This window comes from Streptococcus constellatus subsp. constellatus (assembly GCF_023167545.1).
Classification (GTDB): Bacteria; Bacillota; Bacilli; order Lactobacillales; family Streptococcaceae; genus Streptococcus; species Streptococcus constellatus.
The window spans coordinates 1,152,674-1,170,235 of record NZ_AP014647.1 but is presented as its reverse complement, the minus strand read 5'-3'; the positions used below and the strand labels follow the sequence as shown (position 1 = coordinate 1,170,235).

16 protein-coding genes and 1 pseudogene are annotated in these 17,562 nt (G+C 35.5%); 16 read left to right on the top strand and 1 reads right to left on the bottom strand.

Annotation, left to right across the window (positions count from 1 at the left end; genetic code table 11):
- Positions 1–126: 126 nt before the first annotated feature.
- Positions 127–759: a hypothetical protein gene (locus SCSC_RS05715; protein ID WP_006270010.1), complete on the bottom strand. Its 633-nt coding sequence runs from the start codon at positions 757–759 to the stop codon at positions 127–129.
- 337 nt (positions 760–1,096) lie between these two features.
- Here SCSC_RS05715 and SCSC_RS05710 point away from each other — a divergent pair, with 337 nt between their 5' ends.
- From SCSC_RS05710 to SCSC_RS05635, 16 genes and pseudogenes are all read left to right on the top strand, one after another.
- Positions 1,097–1,735: a TetR/AcrR family transcriptional regulator gene (locus SCSC_RS05710; protein WP_006270012.1), complete on the top strand. Its 639-nt coding sequence runs from the start codon at positions 1,097–1,099 to the stop codon at positions 1,733–1,735.
- A 23-nt stretch (positions 1,736–1,758) separates the two neighbouring features.
- Complete coding sequence (locus SCSC_RS05705) at positions 1,759–3,084, top strand: DUF1254 domain-containing protein (RefSeq protein ID WP_006270017.1); 1,326 nt, start codon at positions 1,759–1,761, stop codon at positions 3,082–3,084.
- Positions 3,085–3,145: 61 nt separating this feature from the next.
- Entirely contained in the window at positions 3,146–5,089 is a 1,944-nt protein-coding gene (locus SCSC_RS05700) for an alkyl/aryl-sulfatase (RefSeq protein WP_006270015.1), read from the top strand.
- A gap of 13 nt (positions 5,090–5,102) precedes the next feature.
- Positions 5,103–6,185, top strand: coding sequence for an acyltransferase family protein (locus tag SCSC_RS05695; protein ID WP_115342919.1), 1,083 nt, complete (start codon positions 5,103–5,105; stop codon positions 6,183–6,185).
- A 405-nt stretch (positions 6,186–6,590) separates the two neighbouring features.
- Positions 6,591–6,872, top strand: a complete 282-nt coding sequence (locus tag SCSC_RS05690) for a CD1845 family protein (protein ID WP_115342918.1) — start codon at positions 6,591–6,593, stop codon at positions 6,870–6,872.
- Positions 6,873–6,958: 86 nt separating this feature from the next.
- Positions 6,959–7,716 (top strand): annotated as a pseudogene (locus tag SCSC_RS05685) (replication initiator protein A).
- Complete coding sequence (locus SCSC_RS05680; RefSeq protein WP_006270434.1) at positions 7,713–8,564, top strand: ATP-binding protein; 852 nt, start codon at positions 7,713–7,715, stop codon at positions 8,562–8,564. Before SCSC_RS05685 ends, SCSC_RS05680 begins: the two are co-directional and overlap by 4 nt.
- A complete protein-coding gene (locus tag SCSC_RS05675; RefSeq protein WP_006270437.1) occupies positions 8,561–9,046 on the top strand; it encodes a PcfB family protein in 486 nt (161 codons plus the stop codon). The genes SCSC_RS05680 and SCSC_RS05675 overlap by 4 nt, the downstream gene beginning before the upstream one ends.
- Positions 9,043–10,827, top strand: a complete 1,785-nt coding sequence (locus tag SCSC_RS05670; RefSeq protein ID WP_006270444.1) for a VirD4-like conjugal transfer protein, CD1115 family — start codon at positions 9,043–9,045, stop codon at positions 10,825–10,827. Before SCSC_RS05675 ends, SCSC_RS05670 begins: the two co-directional genes overlap by 4 nt.
- Positions 10,828–10,990: 163 nt before the next feature.
- Positions 10,991–11,302, top strand: coding sequence for a hypothetical protein (locus SCSC_RS05665; protein ID WP_006270424.1), 312 nt, complete (start codon positions 10,991–10,993; stop codon positions 11,300–11,302).
- Positions 11,303–11,305: 3 nt separating this feature from the next.
- Entirely contained in the window at positions 11,306–11,521 is a 216-nt protein-coding gene (locus SCSC_RS05660) for a Maff2 family mobile element protein (RefSeq protein ID WP_000863833.1), read from the top strand.
- Positions 11,522–11,540: 19 nt separating this feature from the next.
- Positions 11,541–12,404 carry a VirB6/TrbL-like conjugal transfer protein, CD1112 family gene (locus tag SCSC_RS05655; RefSeq protein ID WP_000466908.1) on the top strand — a complete coding sequence of 288 codons (864 nt, stop codon included), beginning with the start codon at positions 11,541–11,543 and terminating at the stop codon, positions 12,402–12,404.
- A gap of 17 nt (positions 12,405–12,421) precedes the next feature.
- Positions 12,422–12,685 (top strand): hypothetical protein, encoded by a 264-nt coding sequence (locus SCSC_RS05650; RefSeq protein ID WP_006270447.1) that lies wholly within the window; start codon positions 12,422–12,424, stop codon positions 12,683–12,685.
- Between the two features lie 3 nt (positions 12,686–12,688).
- Positions 12,689–13,078: a PrgI family protein gene (locus SCSC_RS05645; protein ID WP_022524555.1), complete on the top strand. Its 390-nt coding sequence runs from the start codon at positions 12,689–12,691 to the stop codon at positions 13,076–13,078.
- Entirely contained in the window at positions 12,990–15,419 is a 2,430-nt protein-coding gene (locus tag SCSC_RS05640) for a VirB4-like conjugal transfer ATPase, CD1110 family (RefSeq protein WP_006270443.1), read from the top strand. Before SCSC_RS05645 ends, SCSC_RS05640 begins: the two co-directional genes overlap by 89 nt.
- A 3-nt stretch (positions 15,420–15,422) precedes the next feature.
- On the top strand, positions 15,423–17,555 hold the full coding sequence (locus SCSC_RS05635; RefSeq protein WP_006270452.1) for a CHAP domain-containing protein: 2,133 nt from the start codon (positions 15,423–15,425) through the stop codon (positions 17,553–17,555).
- Positions 17,556–17,562: the final 7 nt, after the last annotated feature.

The window sequence follows — 17,562 nt, the reverse complement described above, 5'->3', positions numbered from 1 at the left end:
ACAATTTTTAGTCTATACTATAAAAATTCAAAAATACTTTGTCCTAATATCTATGTTAATTACACTCTTGTATAAAATATTAAATATATAGTTTTAAAATCTCACAATTTTTTATACTAAAAATCTTTAAATATCTTCGAGATTTATTGTTGCCATCTGCTCATTAGGAAAAATGCCAAAGAGCTGTGGCACATATCGAGCAATAACTTTAATAAGATATCTCGAAATAAACTTCGTCAGAATCATACCTATTGGAAAAATCAATATTTTTGGAATAGCAAAAGGGATAAGTCCAAGAATCGGTAAAATCACCTGTTGTAAAAGAGGCATATGAATTACTAAAATTCCCATAGTAACACGGTTAATTCCCTCTTCGTTTTGCTCACTTATTACCGGTTCATTCTTTTCCCAATTACGGCTAATAAGAGATGAAATACTAAGTACAAGCAAACAGCCTGAAAAAGAGTTTACAAAAAACCAAATTATATTTCCATAATCTCCACTTCTTAGCAATACCATTTCAAGACTTTCTGCTCTTAACACACTTCCTGCAATAAATACAGTGACCGAAAATATAAATATTAAAACTGTACTCAGCAGATTCTTTGCTACTTTTTCAATCAGTGGCTTTATAGAATATCCTACCAACATGAAACCTGCGGCAGTAAAAGCTATATTGATACACCAAGGATAAGAAAGATTCCCAATCTTTGGAAGAAAGATACCCGCTATAAATAAAAGCACAGTAAATAACGGCAAAGTAAATCTCTTTATAGAAGCAAAAGACAAGAAAAAATTAGCACTATATATGGCAATCTTTACAGCACCATATTTCTTTTTTGTTCCTACATCAGTAATTTACAATTTGCCAACTTAGATTTTAAATTTATATAAAAATTTTTAAAACAGAGTTAGATTTTAACTCTGTTTTTATATTGCCAAAATGTAAATAATTATTTAAAAATATTGATAAAAAAATAGTATAATTCTTCTTGCAATTCTATTTTACTTATGATATAATATTTATCATCAGTAATGATATAACATCTATCACCAGTAAAACAAAGTTATTTTTAATATGAAAAGGAGGAAAAGTATGGGATTTGATCATAAGCAGGATGCTTTGCAAAAAGAAGAAACCGATAGGAGAATACTTGATGCGGGTTTCAGTATGTTTTCCAAAATGAGTATAGACAAAGTTTCTATGGAAAATGTTGCAGATGAAGCTGGTATAGGAATTGCAACTCTATACAGATATTATCGAACTAAGTCTGAGCTTGTTGTTGCTGTCGGAACTCATGTGTGGAGCAATTTCATAAGAGATTATATGCCTATTAGAAATGAGGACAATACGACTGCAGCGGAAGAACTTGAATTTTTTCTTGATTCATTCCTCGAATTATATAAAAACCATAAAAAACTGCTTTGTTTCAATCAGTTTTTTAACATTTATATAAGAAATGAAGCAATTTCCAAAAGAGCTTTGAATTCATATAATGAAATGGTTGACCAACTCGCAATGCGCTTTCATAAAACTTATGTTAAAGGCAAGAATGATAAAACGTTATGCACGGAAGTGAGTGAAAATTCAATGTTTTTATCTATCATGCATCTTATGCTTGCTGCTATTACAAGATACGCAGTGGGACTTGCTTATGAAAAGGACATCGAGTCGGATAATGAGCTTGTTTTACTTAAGAATATGCTTATGCATGAATTCAGTCGAAAAAAATAATGGAGTTGAAGGAGGAATTTAAAATGGAAAAAGATATGAAAATTAAAAGGGAAAAATCTCTTATAGAGCGGGCATTTATTTTTTCTTTTCCGCTTGTTCTGATGGACATCACTAAAGAAGTAAGTACAAATACAGTAAAGCCTGTTAAATCAAAGTCTCCCGTCAATCAATTTCTTCATGCAAAAGATCTTGCGACATCGGAGTTCAGACAAGTTGTTACACCAAATGTAGATACGCTGTATTCACAGATTTTTTTTGAATTAAAGGACGATGCACTTGTAATTAAAAAGCCTCGAACTGATAGATATCTGATGTTTCAGATTATGGATGCGTGGTCAAATACCATAGCAATCTTAGGAACCGGTGGAGATACGGATGAAGAGAGAATTTATATACTTACAGGACCTAATTTTAATGGAGAAATTCCTGATGGCATGAAAAGAATAGAGGTTCCTACTTCTATCGGATGGCTTATTGGAAGGACAATCTGTTATGGTACTGAAGATACAGTGAACATATATAAATTACAAAATGAAATGGAAGCAAAAACTTTATCTGTTTGGCTTGATAATGGTGAAATGCCCAATGGTACCTGTGATCCAGATAAAGAAGGGGTTCCAATTGCTCTTGCAATGAAACTGACTCCTGATGCTTATTTTGAAAGGGTAAATAAACTTCTAATTGACAATCCTGCATATTCTGAAGACTGCAAATTGCTTGATGAGTTTGCTGATTTAGGAATAGGTGCAGGACGTCATTTCAGTTCTTTTCTTTCACCTGTAGACTTAAACAGATTCTGGCAAGAAATGAAGGCTTGTGTTCTTCCAAAGCTGATTAAAAAAACAACAAATTTTATGGTAAGAAATGGTAGTTTTAAATTTTATGGAGAACCAATAAGCCGTTTTGGTACACAATATGAATATCGCTGTCTTGTTGCAATTGCAGGTTTTGGTGCTAACCCTGTTGATACTGCAGTTTACCTTAAAGCAGAGGAAGATGCTGATGGTGAAAAGCTTGATGCTAAAAACAAATACTTGCTTCATTTCAAAGCTGATGGACTTCCTCCTGTGGGGAAATATGGTTTTTGGTCAGTAACTGCATACGGAGATGACGATTTTTTGATTTCAAATCCAATTGAACGTTATGCTATAAGTAATCGTAGTAACTTCAAGCTAAATGAGGATAATTCTCTAGATTTGGTTCTTCAAACTGAAGAGCCAGATAAAAATATTGAAAATTGGTTGCCTATAGGTAAGAGTGGATTTCATCTTTATCTTAGAATATACAGACCCGATGGTAGTGTGATAGATGGAACGTGGGAAGCTCCTACAATAACAAAAATTGACTAAGCGACAAGCAAATTTAAATAAGATACTATATTATAAAACATATTGAAAGGAGAAAAATATTATGAGAATTAAAAGAAAATCTTCAGGTAGGACTTGTTGCTCGTGTGCGACATCGAGTACGGCTAAAGCTAATCAAACTTGGTATTCTATACTTAACTTTGAAGATGAACGCGAAAAAGAATGTGCATTAAGAGGATTGATTGAATCCCCTGAAAAACTTGTCATTAAGCGTGATGATGGGGAAGTTGCATGGGATCTTGGGAATTTTGATTTTGTCAAGGATAAAGAAGCGCCTGATACGGTAAATCCAAGTTTGTGGAGACATACACAACTTAATGCTTATGCGGGACTTTTTGAAGTATGTGATGGTATATATCAAGTGCGTGGCTATGACATGGCAAATGCAACTTTCATTAAAACAGATAATGGCTGGATAATTTTTGACGTCTTGATGTGCAAAGAAAATATGAAAGCGGCTATGGAACTTATGGAAAAGCATTTTGGGGAAATTAATATCAAGGCAATTCTTTATAGTCATTCTCACATAGATCACTATGGTGGAATTATGGGTGCAATAAAACCTGAACAAGTGGCAGATGAAAAGCTCAGTTTAAAAGAGCAGCTTGCTTCCGGTAAGATTCCAATATTGGCACCTGAGGGTTTCTTAAAACACGCTGTAAGCGAAAATATTTACTGTGGGCCCGCTATGGGACGAAGGGCTCAATACCAATATGGTTCTCCTATGAAAGCTGGAGAAAAAGATCGTATGGCAATAGGTATTGGACTCGGTCAATCTGTAGGGACGGTCGGTTTATTGGCACCTACAATAGAGATAAAAGGAAATGATACTGTAATTATAGACGGTTTAGAAATCAACTTTCATTTGACACCGGGAACAGAAGCTCCAGTGGAAATGAATGCATATTTTCCTAAATATAAAGGTCTTTGGATGGCTGAAAATTGCACGGGAACCATGCATAATATTTATACTCTTAGAGGTGCTCAGGTACGTGATGCTGAGGCATGGGCACACTATATACTTGAAGCTGAGTATCTTTTTGGCGATGAGACTGATGTAGTTTTTCAATCTCATAACTGGCCACACTGGGGAAAAGAAACTATAAAGGAATATATGCAAGATACAGCTGCGGTTTATCAATATATAAATAATCAAACATTGTATTGTATTAATCAAGGGATGACACCTGTTGAAATTTCAAGGAGTTTAAAACTTCCGGATAGGCTCAATAAAGTCTGGTATTGTCGTCAATATTATGGTACTCTAAGCCATAATATAAAAGCTGTTTATCAACGTTATATGGGTTGGTATGATGCTAATCCAGTCAATCTTAATCTGCTTACCCCTGAAGATACTGCAAAAAAATGGATTTCATATCTTGGTGATTTAGAAAAAGTTTTGAGTAAAGCGAAAGAGGATTTTGCACGAGGAGAGTACCAATGGGTAGCTCAGCTTACAAAGGAAATTGTGTTTGCTAAACCAAATTTTCAAGAAGCAAGAAATCTTTGTGCAATGGCACTTGAACAGCTTGGCTATCAAGCTGAGTGCGGTCCATGGCGTTGTGCATACCTTATGGGAGCGTGGGAGCTTCTTGAAGGAAATCAGTCAGACAATGAGGGAACTGCAAAAGGTCTCGAAACAATGATGATGGGGATGACAACAGAAATGATGCTCTCATATATAGATATTATGACAGATTCTATATTGGCACAGAATGATGAATTTACTCTTAACCTTAAGATTACTGATACGAATGAAGAATTCTTTACTATAAGAAGAGATGGTATTCTTCTTGTTTATAAGGGCGAATCAAAAAGTAACGTGGACTGTTCAATTAGTTTGAACCGTCTTCAGTTCTTATCTCTTATATTTGGTAAAAAAGAAGTTATAGATCAGATTGTTGTGGCAGGTGATAAAACTGTACTATTACGTCTGTTAAAATATATGGCACCACCAACGACTTCTTTTAATATAATAGAACCATAAGGTGAAAAGAACAGTGCTTAGAAAGAAAAAAAGAGATGCAGTTACCTTCCTTAAAACTGCAAATACCATAACCATATTAGTTATTATCCTTGCAACAGCTACGGCTAGAATGGGAGAAACTTTACTTTTTCGTAGAGTGATTTTTACCTTTCATATGCCAATTTTCTTTCTGCTGTGTGGGCTCGAACTTATTACACATAAGGAGGAAGGGAAAAAAGGATGGTGCGATTTTCTGCGTAGAATGGCTCTTTCCTTTGTTTTTCCTTACTTTTTATGGTCATTGATTTATTCAAATTTTTCGTATAAAAACTTAATTTGGTTACTATATGGTTCGTATGAATCTTTAATTAGAGCTGGTACACTTCCTATATTATGGTTTTTTCCTTGTATGTTTATGGCTAGAATTATATCAGAGAGGGTTATTGTTTTTACTTTGAGTTTTGCTTCTATAAAGAGATTTACTTTGCCGTTATTTACTGTGCTTTTATTTATAGCGGGTATCTTTCTTCCAAAGATTGGGAATCTTTCTTATCCTTGGTGTATCAATATAGCTTTTACTGCCGCAGGTTTCATGTTGGTAGGATATTCTATAAAGCCACTGATTGAAAAAGTAGCAAAGAATCTGCTGAGTACAGTTTTAATATTTATATTTTCGGTCACTGTATTTATTGCAGGAAGTGTGTTAAGAGCAGAAAGTCTTGAAATGGTATTGCTAAGAAGTGGAGATTATGGAAATATAATTTGGTTTTTTGTAAACTCTTTTTCAGGCTGTTTGCTTGTACTTAGTATTTCATCTCTTATTAGCCGTAATTGGGAAAAGAATGAACCGGTAATAAGTGAGCAAAACGAAGAGGGAATTAACCGTGTTACTATGGGAATTTTAGTAATTCATATGCCTCTTTTACAACAGGTGATTTTACCGATTCTTGGACTTATCCCTTTTGCTATTCCAAAAATATTGATTTTTCCAATAGGTATGATTCTGACGAAGTTTATTTCGAGATATCTTATTAAAGTTATTGCTCGATATGTGCCACAGCTCTTTGGCATTTTTCCTAATGAGCAGATGGCAACAATAAATCTCGAAGATATTTAAAGATTTTTAGTATAAAAAATTGTGAGATTTTAAAACTATATATTTAATATTTTATACAAGAGTGTAATTAACATAGATATTAGGACAAAGTATTTTTGAATTTTTATAGTATAGACTAAAAATTGTAAGGAATGTAAAATAGTATGGAAAAAGATTTTGAAAAGAATGATGATATATGAATTGATGTAAGAGTATATTACTAAAATTAGTTTGAGAGTAATGGGCTTGAGATATAATAGGGATACAGAGAAAAAAGCTTGATAAATAGGAGCTTTTGGCACTGTATCCCTATTTTAAAAATCATAAAAAAGTAATAAAATATTGAAAAAGGAGGCTTTTTATGAAAGCAAAAAATATTTCAAGCTATTATATAAATCCTTCTGTTCTAAAAGAAGGTGAAAGTAAATGAGATGGATAATAAAAATAATCTTGTTCCCAATCGGCTTGCTGATTAGTATCCTTACTGCATTTCTGACATTCTTGCTTGGCATAGGAACAGCTATTCTATATTTCTTGATGCTGATGTGTATAGTTGCTGCAATAGGCTCATTTATGCAAAAAGATATATCACTTGGCATTGAAGCGTTAATATTGGGGTTCTTGTTAAGCCCATACGGAATACCGATGATTGGAGCAACCGTTATAGCATTTCTTAAAGGAATAAATGAAGCGATAGAATCAATCTAAAAAATTTCATAAAAATGGTTACCAAAGGCGATAGAGAAAAACTATCGTCTTTTTCTTTGCAAATTTTTAAGGGAGGGGGTGAAGAGGTGGACTTTGACTATTTCTATAACAGGGAAGCAGAAAGATTTAATTTCCTGAAAGTACCGGAAGTATTAGTTGATGGAGAAGAATTTAAAGGACTGTCTGCTGAAGCAATTATCCTTTATTCCATGTTTTTAAAACGAACAGGAATGTCATTTAAGAATAACTGGATAGACAAGGAAGGCAGAGTATTTATCTATTTCACAGTCGAAGAAATTATGAGAAGAAGAAATATCTCAAAGCCGACAGCCATAAAAACATTGGATGAGCTCGACATGAAAAAAGGAATCGGACTGATTGAAAGAGTAAGGCTTGGACTTGGTAAGCCAAACATCATTTATGTCAAAGATTTTATGAGCGTATTTCAGGTTAAAGAAAATGACTTACAGAAGTCAAAAAACTTAACCTCAGAAGTAAAGAAAATGAACTTCCTGAAGTTCAAAATGTTGACCGTAACTATATAGAGAATAATAAGAGTAAGTATAGTAAGAGAGAATATAGTTTTGGTGTAAACGGACTTGGAACATTTCAAAATGTATTTTTAGCTGCTGAAGATATATCCGATTTACAAATCATAATGAACTCACAGCTTGATAATTACATTGAAAGACTATCAGCATATATCAAAAGCACCGGAAAGACCTATAAAGACCATAAAGCGACAATACTTTCTTGGTTTTATAAAGATCAGGGAAGAAGTAAAGAAGTGAAAACATCAAATATCCCGACATGGGAAGAATATGATAAAGGAGAACACCTATGATGAAAGAATTAGAAAAAGTAATGATAGAAGATGTAGAGTATTCTTACGATCCTGAAAAAGAATATATCAAGGACGGACACGCATTTTGTAAAGTTTGCCATGAAAGAAAAGACGGAAAAGTGATGGAGTTCTTTGATAACAAGATGATATTTAAGATTTCTTGCAAATGCGATAGAGATAGAGAGGCAAGAGAAAAAGAAAGACAAAAGCAGATGGAGATTGAACGATTAAAGAGTAGCTGCTTTAACTCGATTATTCAGTGGTCATACACATTTGAAAATTATCAGGGAGAAGAAAACCAAAGCCTTATCATTGCAAAGAACTTTGTAAAAGACTATGAGGAAATGAAAAAAGAAAATATCGGACTCCTTTTTTATGGCTCAGTAGGTAGCGGAAAGACCTATCTTGCCTGCTCCATTGCAAATAGCCTTATTGAACAGTATCGAATAGGTGTTAAAATAAGAAATTTTTCACAGATTATCAATGAACTGCAAAAGGGAGGATTTGATTTTGACAAGAACGCATATATTGAATCCCTTGTAAATACTTCCGTTCTTATCTTGGATGACTTAGGAATAGAAAGAGATACAAGCTATGCCAAAGAGCAAGTATATAACATCGTGAATAACAGGTATTTAAAACAGAAACCGACTATCTTTACCACTAACCTTTCATACGACACAATCCAAAATTGTAAGGATAGCGTAGAGTATCAAAGAATCTACTCAAGAATCATAGGGATGTGTATTCCTGTTATGGTTGTAGGAGAAGATTTTAGAAAGGTTATTCAAAAGGACAAACTGAATCGGAATAAGGACAGACTGCTGAATGGAGGTGAGAGAAGTTGATCAATGAAGAAATAGCAAGAAAAACACTGAATATGGAAGTTAGAGCTGCTAAAGTAACAGGAAAGCTAATTCTGAACTTGTTAAAGAAATTGATGAAAGAAGCAGAAAAACTTGGAGGACTTGAAAAGCTGGTTAATACTAACGGAAATGAAGTAAAGCTAAAAGATATGGTTAAAAAGGGGCAGCTTGAAGAAATTCCAGTTGAAGAAGCAGAACTTAAGGAACTGAAAAAAGAACTTAATCGGTATGGGGTAAAGTTTTCAGTGATGAAAGATAAGGAAAGTGGGAAATACTCAGTGTTCTTTCAAGCTAAAGATATGAAGGTTATGGACAAAGCATTTAAGCATGCCCTTTCAGAATCAGAAAAGAAAACGGAAAGGAAGGAGTCCATTCATAGGAATATTGAGAAGTTCAAGGAGATGGCTAAAAACTCTGTTTCCAAAGATAAAATCAAGAATAAACAAAAGGAGCAGAGCCTATGATAGATAAATTATTAAAGGACATCAAAGGCTTATTTAAGGTGCAAGATAAGGTAAAGTTTCTAAAGCAGAACATTCCCTATCTTGCATTTTTCTATATAGGTAATATCTTTTCACATCATGTAAGAGCCTATATAGGTGGCGATATTATTGACAAAATTTTTCAAGGGATATTAGAGATTAATACGATGAGCTTTCTTCCAAGCCTTCATCCTACGGATATTATAATGGGCGTGGTAGTAGCTGTTTTAATCAAAATTATCGTATATACCAAAGGGAAAAATGCTAAAAAGTTTAGACAGGGGAAAGAGTATGGCTCAGCAAGATGGGGAACGAAAAAAGATATAGAGCCATATGTGGATGAAAAGTTTCAAAACAATATCCTACTTACGCAAACAGAACGATTAACCATGAATGGCAGACCGGCTAATCCTAAATATGCTCGTAACAAAAATGTGCTTGTAATCGGTGGATCAGGAAGTGGAAAAACGAGATTTTATGTAAAACCGAATCTTATGCAGATGCACTCGTCATATTGTGTAACCGATCCTAAAGGAACGATAGTCCTTGAGTGCGGTAAGATGCTTGAAGATAACGGATATGAGATAAAAATCCTAAATACCATTAACTTCAAAAAGTCTATGAAATATAATCCCTTTGCTTATCTCAGAAGTGAAAAAGACATACTAAAATTAGTGCAAACCATCATTGAAAACACCAAGGGCGAGGGAGAAAAAGCAGGTGAAGATTTTTGGGTCAAAGCCGAAAAGCTCTACTATACAGCCCTTATCGGATATATCTTCTACGAAGCACCAAGAGAGGAAAAGAACTTTGCAACACTCCTTGATATGATAGACGCTTCTGAGGTCAGAGAAGATGATGAAACATACATGAATCCGATAGATAGGCTCTTTGAAGCACTGGAGAAGAAAGAACCTACACATTTTGCAGTGAAGCAATATAAAAAGTACAAATTGGCTGCCGGAAAAACGGCAAAATCTATTCTTATCTCTTGTGGTGCAAGGCTTGCTCCCTTTGATATTAGGGAACTTAGGGACTTGATGAGTGAAGATGAACTGGAGCTTGATACACTGGGGGATAGAAAGACAGCCTTATTTGTTATCATCTCTGATACAGACGATACTTTTAACTTTGTAGTTTCCATTATGTACTCACAACTTTTTAATCTCTTATGTGATAAGGCAGATGATGTATATGGCGGACGATTACCTGTCCATGTGAGATGCTTGCTTGATGAATTTGCAAACATTGGTTTAATACCTAAGTTTGAGAAGTTAATTGCAACCATCAGAAGTAGAGAGATTTCGGCAAGTATTATATTACAGGCACAATCTCAGCTAAAGGCAATCTACAAGGATAACGCCGATACGATTGTCGGTAACTGTGATAGTACCCTATTCTTAGGCGGAAAGGAGAAGACAACATTAAAAGAGCTTTCGGAAACACTTGGTAAAGAAACTATTGATCTTTACAACACTTCGGAAACAAGAAGCAATCAAAAGAGTTTTGGATTAAATTATCAAAAGACCGGTAAGGAACTGATGAGTCAGGACGAGATAACGGTTATGGATGGTGGTAAATGTATCTTTCAGCTTCGAGGTGTCAGACCGTTTTTGTCGGATAAATTCGATATTACAAAGCACAAGAATTATAAGCTCCTTGAGGATTATGACAAGAAGAATTTGTTTGACATAGAAAGCTATATGAAGCGAAAAGGAAAAGCAAAATTAAATAGAGAAACGGTTATTACAAGAATGCAGTAAGTCTTAAAAAGATTTGCTGTTTTTTTATTCAAAATCAGGAGGCAAGATGATAAGGATCAGAAGTCCCACTTAAATAAAAACTAAATAGCAAAAGTATCAGCGATTGAAAAAGAAATTCTCCAGTCGCTTTTTTAATTGAAATTAAAAAGGAGAAAACAAAAAGATGAAACAGGAAATGATTAACATCAATGCTTGCTTAGTAGCAGAGCCAACTTTTTCAAGTTTTGAAAATGAAGGAGAGAAAGTGGAAGTTGCAAACTTCACGCTTGTAAAAAAGTACGGAAAGGGAAAGGAGTACATCAACTGTGCAGCCTATGGAGAAAAAGCTGAGAAAGCAAAGGACTTTGAAAAAGGCGATTTAATTCATATCTTTGGTTACTTTAAGAAGCGTGAAAAAGAGGGAAAGACTTACAAAAACTTTGTAGTGAAGTCATATAACAAGATTGAAAAGAAAGAAGAAAACGAGGAGGAATAACTTATGGCATTTTTTACACAGGCAGTTAATGTATTAAAGATTTTGGTTATGGCAGTAGGTGCAGGACTTGGAGCATGGGGCGTTATCAATCTTATGGAAGGATATGGTAATGACAATCCCGGTGCTAAGAGCCAAGGTATTAAGCAGCTTATGGCTGGAGGAGGGATCGTTCTTATCGGACTTAAGCTCATTCCACTACTTGCCAATGTACTCAATTAAGAAGAAAAGGAGAGCTTAGATGTTTGGAATATTCGACAAGATAGAAGAATTCTTTAAGGAGCTTCTACTGGGCGGTATCCAAGCAAACTTAGAGTCCATGTTTCTTGACATCAACGATAAAGTTGGTGCGGTTGCAACAGATGTAGGTAAAACGCCTATGGGGTGGAACGGAGATGTATTTGCCTTTATCAAAAGCATTAACGATTCCGTTATCATTCCAATAGCGGGACTAATCATCACAGCAGTTCTTTGTATCGAGCTTATCAATATGGTAATGCAAAAGAACAATATGCACGATACAGATACTTTTGAATTTTTCAAGTACATCATCAAGATGTGGATTGCTGTATGGTTAGTATCCCATGCCTTTGAGTTTTCAATGGCAGTTTTTGATGTGGCACAGCACATGGTAAATAAGGCGGCAGGGGTGATAAATACCTCTGCCACCGTTTCCGGAGATCAGATAGTGGCAATGATGGATACCCTAAAAGAAAAGGGGCTTGGAGAACTTGTCATGATTCTCTTTGAAACCTCACTCATCAAGGTTGCTATACAGGTAATATCCGTTGTGATTATGCTTGTAGTTTACGGAAGAATGTTTGAGATTTATGTTTACTCATCGGTTTCAGCCATTCCATTTGCCACAATGGGAAACAAGGAGTGGGGACAGATTGGAACAAACTATATCAAAGGACTATTTGCACTTGGATTACAAGGACTCTTTTTAATGGTTTGTCTTGGAATTTACGCAGTTTTAGTTAAGACGATTAAGATAACAGATATACACACAAGTACCATGACGATACTTGGCTATGCGGTTTTGCTGGGGTTAATGATGCTAAAGAGCGGAACACTGGCCAAAAGCGTATTAAATGCACACTAAAAGAAAGGAATGATAGGATGAACAAAAGAAAAACAATATTTACAGCAGTAGTAATTGGAGCAGGTATTATGGCGATAATTGATAGGATCAGGCTTCATAATAAGGTGGAAGAATTGGAAGAAAAAACAGAGGACATTGGTCGCTGCCATAACGATTTTTACCTAATGCAGCAAAGATATAACAAGAACACAGACGAACAGCTTGCGACTATTCAGGAAGAAATCGGCTCTGTATATGAACACTTTGAGGAACTGTCAAAGGGTAAAGAAGATGGGAGGTAAGATATGGCATATGTACCAATCCCTAAAGACTTAAATAAGGTAAAGACAAAGGTTGCTTTTAACCTAACGAAAAGGCAGCTCATAGGCTTCACACTTGCAGGACTGGTTGGAATACCAGTCTATTTATTTATGAGGAAGTTTGTGCCAAATGACATAGCTATCATATTCCTTATCGTATCCACGCTTCCTATCTTTTTCATCACACTATTTGAAAAAGACGGACTGACATTTGAGAAATACTTTAAGTACATTTATCTTCATAAGTTTTATCAACCGCAAAAGAGAGTGAGAAAGGAGGTTTACCTTGGACAAGAAAAGAAAAATTCAGCAAATAAAACTCATGCAAAACGAAAAGGCATTGAGAAGTCAAAAGCGGGACTTAAAGAAAAGTAATTGCAAGTCAAAAAAAGATAAGGGAGGAATCCTTGACCTTATCTTTAAGAAAGAACCGAAAAGATATACGGTAGAAGATACCATTCCCTATCTAAGGCTTTTAAAAAGCGGAATATGCCAGCTTGATGAAAAGCACTTCAGTAAAAGTATAGCCTTTCAGGACATTAACTATCAGCTTGCCTTAGATGAAGATAGGGACTTGATTTTTAATCAGTTTGCAAACTTCCTAAACTCTTTTGATCCAAGTATCAGCATTGAGTTTTCATATATCAATCAGCTCGGACGAAACGAAGAAATGAAGTCGGCAATTCAGATACCGGATAAAAAGGACGGTTTCGACGATATACGCTTTGAATTTAGAGAGATGCTTAAAAGCCAGATTGTAAAGGGAAATAACGGACTTAAAAAATCAAAGTATGTAACCTTTACAGTGGAAGCGGATAATTTAGAACAGGCAACATCAAAACTTGAAAGACTGGAGATAGATATATTATCTAATCTAAAGAGCATGGGTGTGAGAGCAGAAAGCCTAAACGGAGAAGAAAGGCTAAAGATACTTCATGATGTTTTAAATCCGAATAAGACCTTTGAATTTTCCTACAAAGACCTAAAGAAAAGAGAAAGCACAAAGACATATATTGTGCCTGATGAGTTTAACTTTACACCGAGTAGATACTTTAAGTTCGGCAAATTCATCGGAGCAACAAGTCATTTTCAAATCCTTGCAAGTGAGCTTTCAGACCGTATGCTTGCCGAGTTTTTGGATATTGACGATAACATCAATATTTCCTTTCATATTAGGGCAATCGACCAATCGGAAGCCATTAAGATGGTAAAACGAAAAAACACTGATATTGATAAGATGAAGATTGAGGAAAATAAGAAGGCGGTAAGAAGCGGTTATGATATGGACATTCTTCCATCGGACTTAATTACCTATGGTGAGGATGTAAAGAGCCTCTTAAAAGACTTGCAGACAAGAGATGAGCGAATGTTTGTAGTAAGTATCGTCTTTATGAATTTTGCAAGGACAGTGCAAAAGCTCGATAACACAATTGCTCAAATAAGCTCCATTGCAAATAAGCATAACTGTAAGCTGAAAAGATTTGACCATTCTCAGGAACAAGGTTTAGTGAGCGTGCTGCCTCTTGGTGTAAATAAGATTGAAATAGATAGAGGACTGACAAGCTCATCAACGGCAGTATTTATGCCATTTACCACAGAGGAGCTTTTTATCAACTCAAGTAACAGTCTGTACTATGGACTAAATGCCCTAAGCCATAACCTGATTATGGCGGATAGAAAGAAATTAAAGAACCCAAACGGTCTAATCCTCGGAACTCCGGGTAGTGGTAAGTCCTTTAGTGCCAAAAGAGAAATGGCAAATGCAATTTTGGTAACAGATGATGATGTGATTATCTGCGATCCGGAAGGAGAGTATGGAAACCTCGTAAGGCAGTTTAAGGGAGAAGTCATTAAGGTCAGCAGTAAGTCAAAGGATTACCTGAATCCCCTTGATATAAACATGAACTACGGTGATGGGGATGCACCGCTGAAAGACAAGGCAAACTTTATCATGAGTATGCTTGAGCTTGTAGTAGGTGGTAGTGGTCTTACAGCAGAAGAAAAGTCCGTTATAGATAGGTGCCTTCCTAAAATCTATGAAAAGTATTTTGAACATCCTACTCCTGACAATATGCCGATACTTCAAGACCTATACGATATGTTAAAAGGGCAGGAAGAAAAGGTCGGTAAGAAGCTGGCAACAGAGATGGAAATCTATGTATCGGGTTCTCTCAATGTCTTTAATCACAGGTCAAATGTGGATTTAAATAAGAAGCTACTTTGTTTTGATATTAAGGAGCTTGGAAGTCAGCTAAAGAAAATCGGTATGCTTGTTATTCAGGATCAGGTGTGGAACAAGGTATCAAGGAACAGGGGAAATAAGGCTACAAGATACTATATTGACGAATTTCACCTGCTGTTAAAAGATGAGCAGACAGCATCGTATTCGGTTGAGATATGGAAGAGGTTTAGAAAATGGGGAGGTATCCCGACAGGTATCACGCAAAATGTCAAAGACCTACTTATGAGTAAGGAGATAGAAAATATCTTTGATAATACGGACTTTGTCTTAATGCTAAATCAGGCTTCGGGAGATAGAGAAATCTTAGCAAGGAAACTTAAAATCTCACTTCCACAGCTCAGATATGTTACTAATTCAAATGAAGGTGAGGGACTACTTTTCTTTGGAAATACCATTGTGCCTTTCCTTGATAAGTTTCCGAAAGATACAATTTTATATCAGAAGATGACTACCAAGCCGGAAGAAGTGAGGTAGCCTATGGGAAAGAAGCTGAAAAAGGATTTTAAGGAAAGGCATAAGGCAAGCCTTGAAAGAGAGATGTTTCATAGTAAAACAGATACGATACCTGAAGAAAGTAAGCTAAAACATAACGATGATTACAGAGGTAAAATCGTTCATGAGAAAGAACGGTTTCAGGATAAAGTGCATGAAAAAACAAGTAAGGTAAGTGCTGATAATGAAAAGTCTTATGGAACATCCAAGAGAAACGAAAAATATAGAGCTTCAGATAAGGGAGACGTAAATTCCGCAATTGAAACGGGAAGATCAGATTATATTACGGAGGTTAAGGATGGAAAAATCTATGATCCTTTAGGAAAAGACCTTGATAATGATGGGATTATAGACAGATACGACAATGACTTTAGGGATAGCGACTATTTTGAGTCAACCTATGATGTCGAGGATAATCTTCATAATAAAGCAGAAAATACAAATAGCTTCTCAAAAAGCCAAAAAGTTCAAAAGAAAAATTATAAGAGAAAAAACTATACCGAAAGCCTTTATACAAGGAAAAAGGATGATGTGTTAAAGGAAAATAAGGCTGATGATAAAAAGACGGGAAAAGATGCTGTCAGCGGAAAAGTTCATAGCAGCCTATCAAAAGACCAAAAGAAAAAGCTAAAAAAAGACATGGTAAAGGTATCTGCACTTTCTGGAATTGCCAAAGGAAGTGAAACTGTAAGAGATTACTTGTCTCATGGAAGTGATGAAAATCAAGGAGTGGAAGCAGGAGAAAAGACAGCAGATACAAGCTCAAAGCTCATTCATGGCATAAAGAAGTATTCTGATAAGAAAGGAGCTAAAAGAGGCTATGACCTTACAAATAAGGACTATAAAATCAGAAAGCGTAAGTCAAAGTTGGAATTTCGTGATGCCAAAAAGGAACTGAAAAAGACGGATGAGTATAAAAGAGCAAGTGCATATAAAAGATTTCAAAAGAAAAATCAGGCAAAGGCAGTAATTTCTCGTGAGAATAAGTCAAGGCTTAGAGATCGAATTAAAGAGGGACTTATCGGAACACTGAAAAGCTCAAAGGATATGATTATCCGAAAAGCAAAAGGACTAATGCTTATTTTCATAGGTATCATTATCTTAGGGACTTTTGTGATTAACTTTGCAGGAACGGGAATGACAGGCTTTATGAACTCTACAAGCTCTGTGCTTACAACAAGCTATTTATCAAAGCCAAATGTCCTAAGTGAAATCAATCAGAAATTTTCAGATATGGAGGGTGAGCTTCAAAGTGAAGTTGACCATGTGAAAGAAAATTATCCCGGATATGATGAATATATCTTAAATAATACAGAATACATCGGTCATAATGTCCATGAGCTTTTATCCTACATTACATCAAGGTGCGGAGAGGTAAAGAGTGTATCGGAAGTAGAATCCATATTAAAAGAATTATTTGAGTCCATGTATGACCTTGAGTATAGGGAAGAAATTGAAATCAGATACAGGATGGTTACGGAAACCTATACCGATGAAGATGGCAATGAATATACCGAAAGCCACGAAGAACCTTATGAGTATAAAAAACTCATCGTAACGCTTCATAAAAAAGAGATGGACAGCATTATCCGAAAGGTCTTTGCAAACTATCCCGATAATCTAAAGCACTATGAAGCCTTGTTCCTTGCACAAGGCAATATGGGAGAAGTCTTTGGTAATAGTGACCTTATCAGTGCAAATGGTGGTGTAGGTGGTGGAAAAGAGTATGAGGCATCTACGGAAGTACAAAAGAAGATTGTTAATGCTGCATACATTACGCCATCTCCGGGTGCAGGCTGGTGTGCTATGTGGGTATCTCAGGTTTATCAGAATGCAGGACTTGGATATATCGGAGGAAATGCTAATGATATGTACCGAAACTATACCTTTACATCAGACAGGTCAAAGTTAAAGGTAGGGATGCTTGTTGCAGTTGAGAGCAGTAGTAGTGGTGGCACAGCCGGACTTACTTATGGTCATGTCGGTATTTATATAGGAGATGGGAAAGTGATTGATAACATAGGTCATATAAGAGTAACTACCTTAGATGATTGGATAGCAACATTTTGTAAGCACCATCCCGTAGGATTCGGTTTTCCGCCAAATGTAAATAGATAAGGAGGGA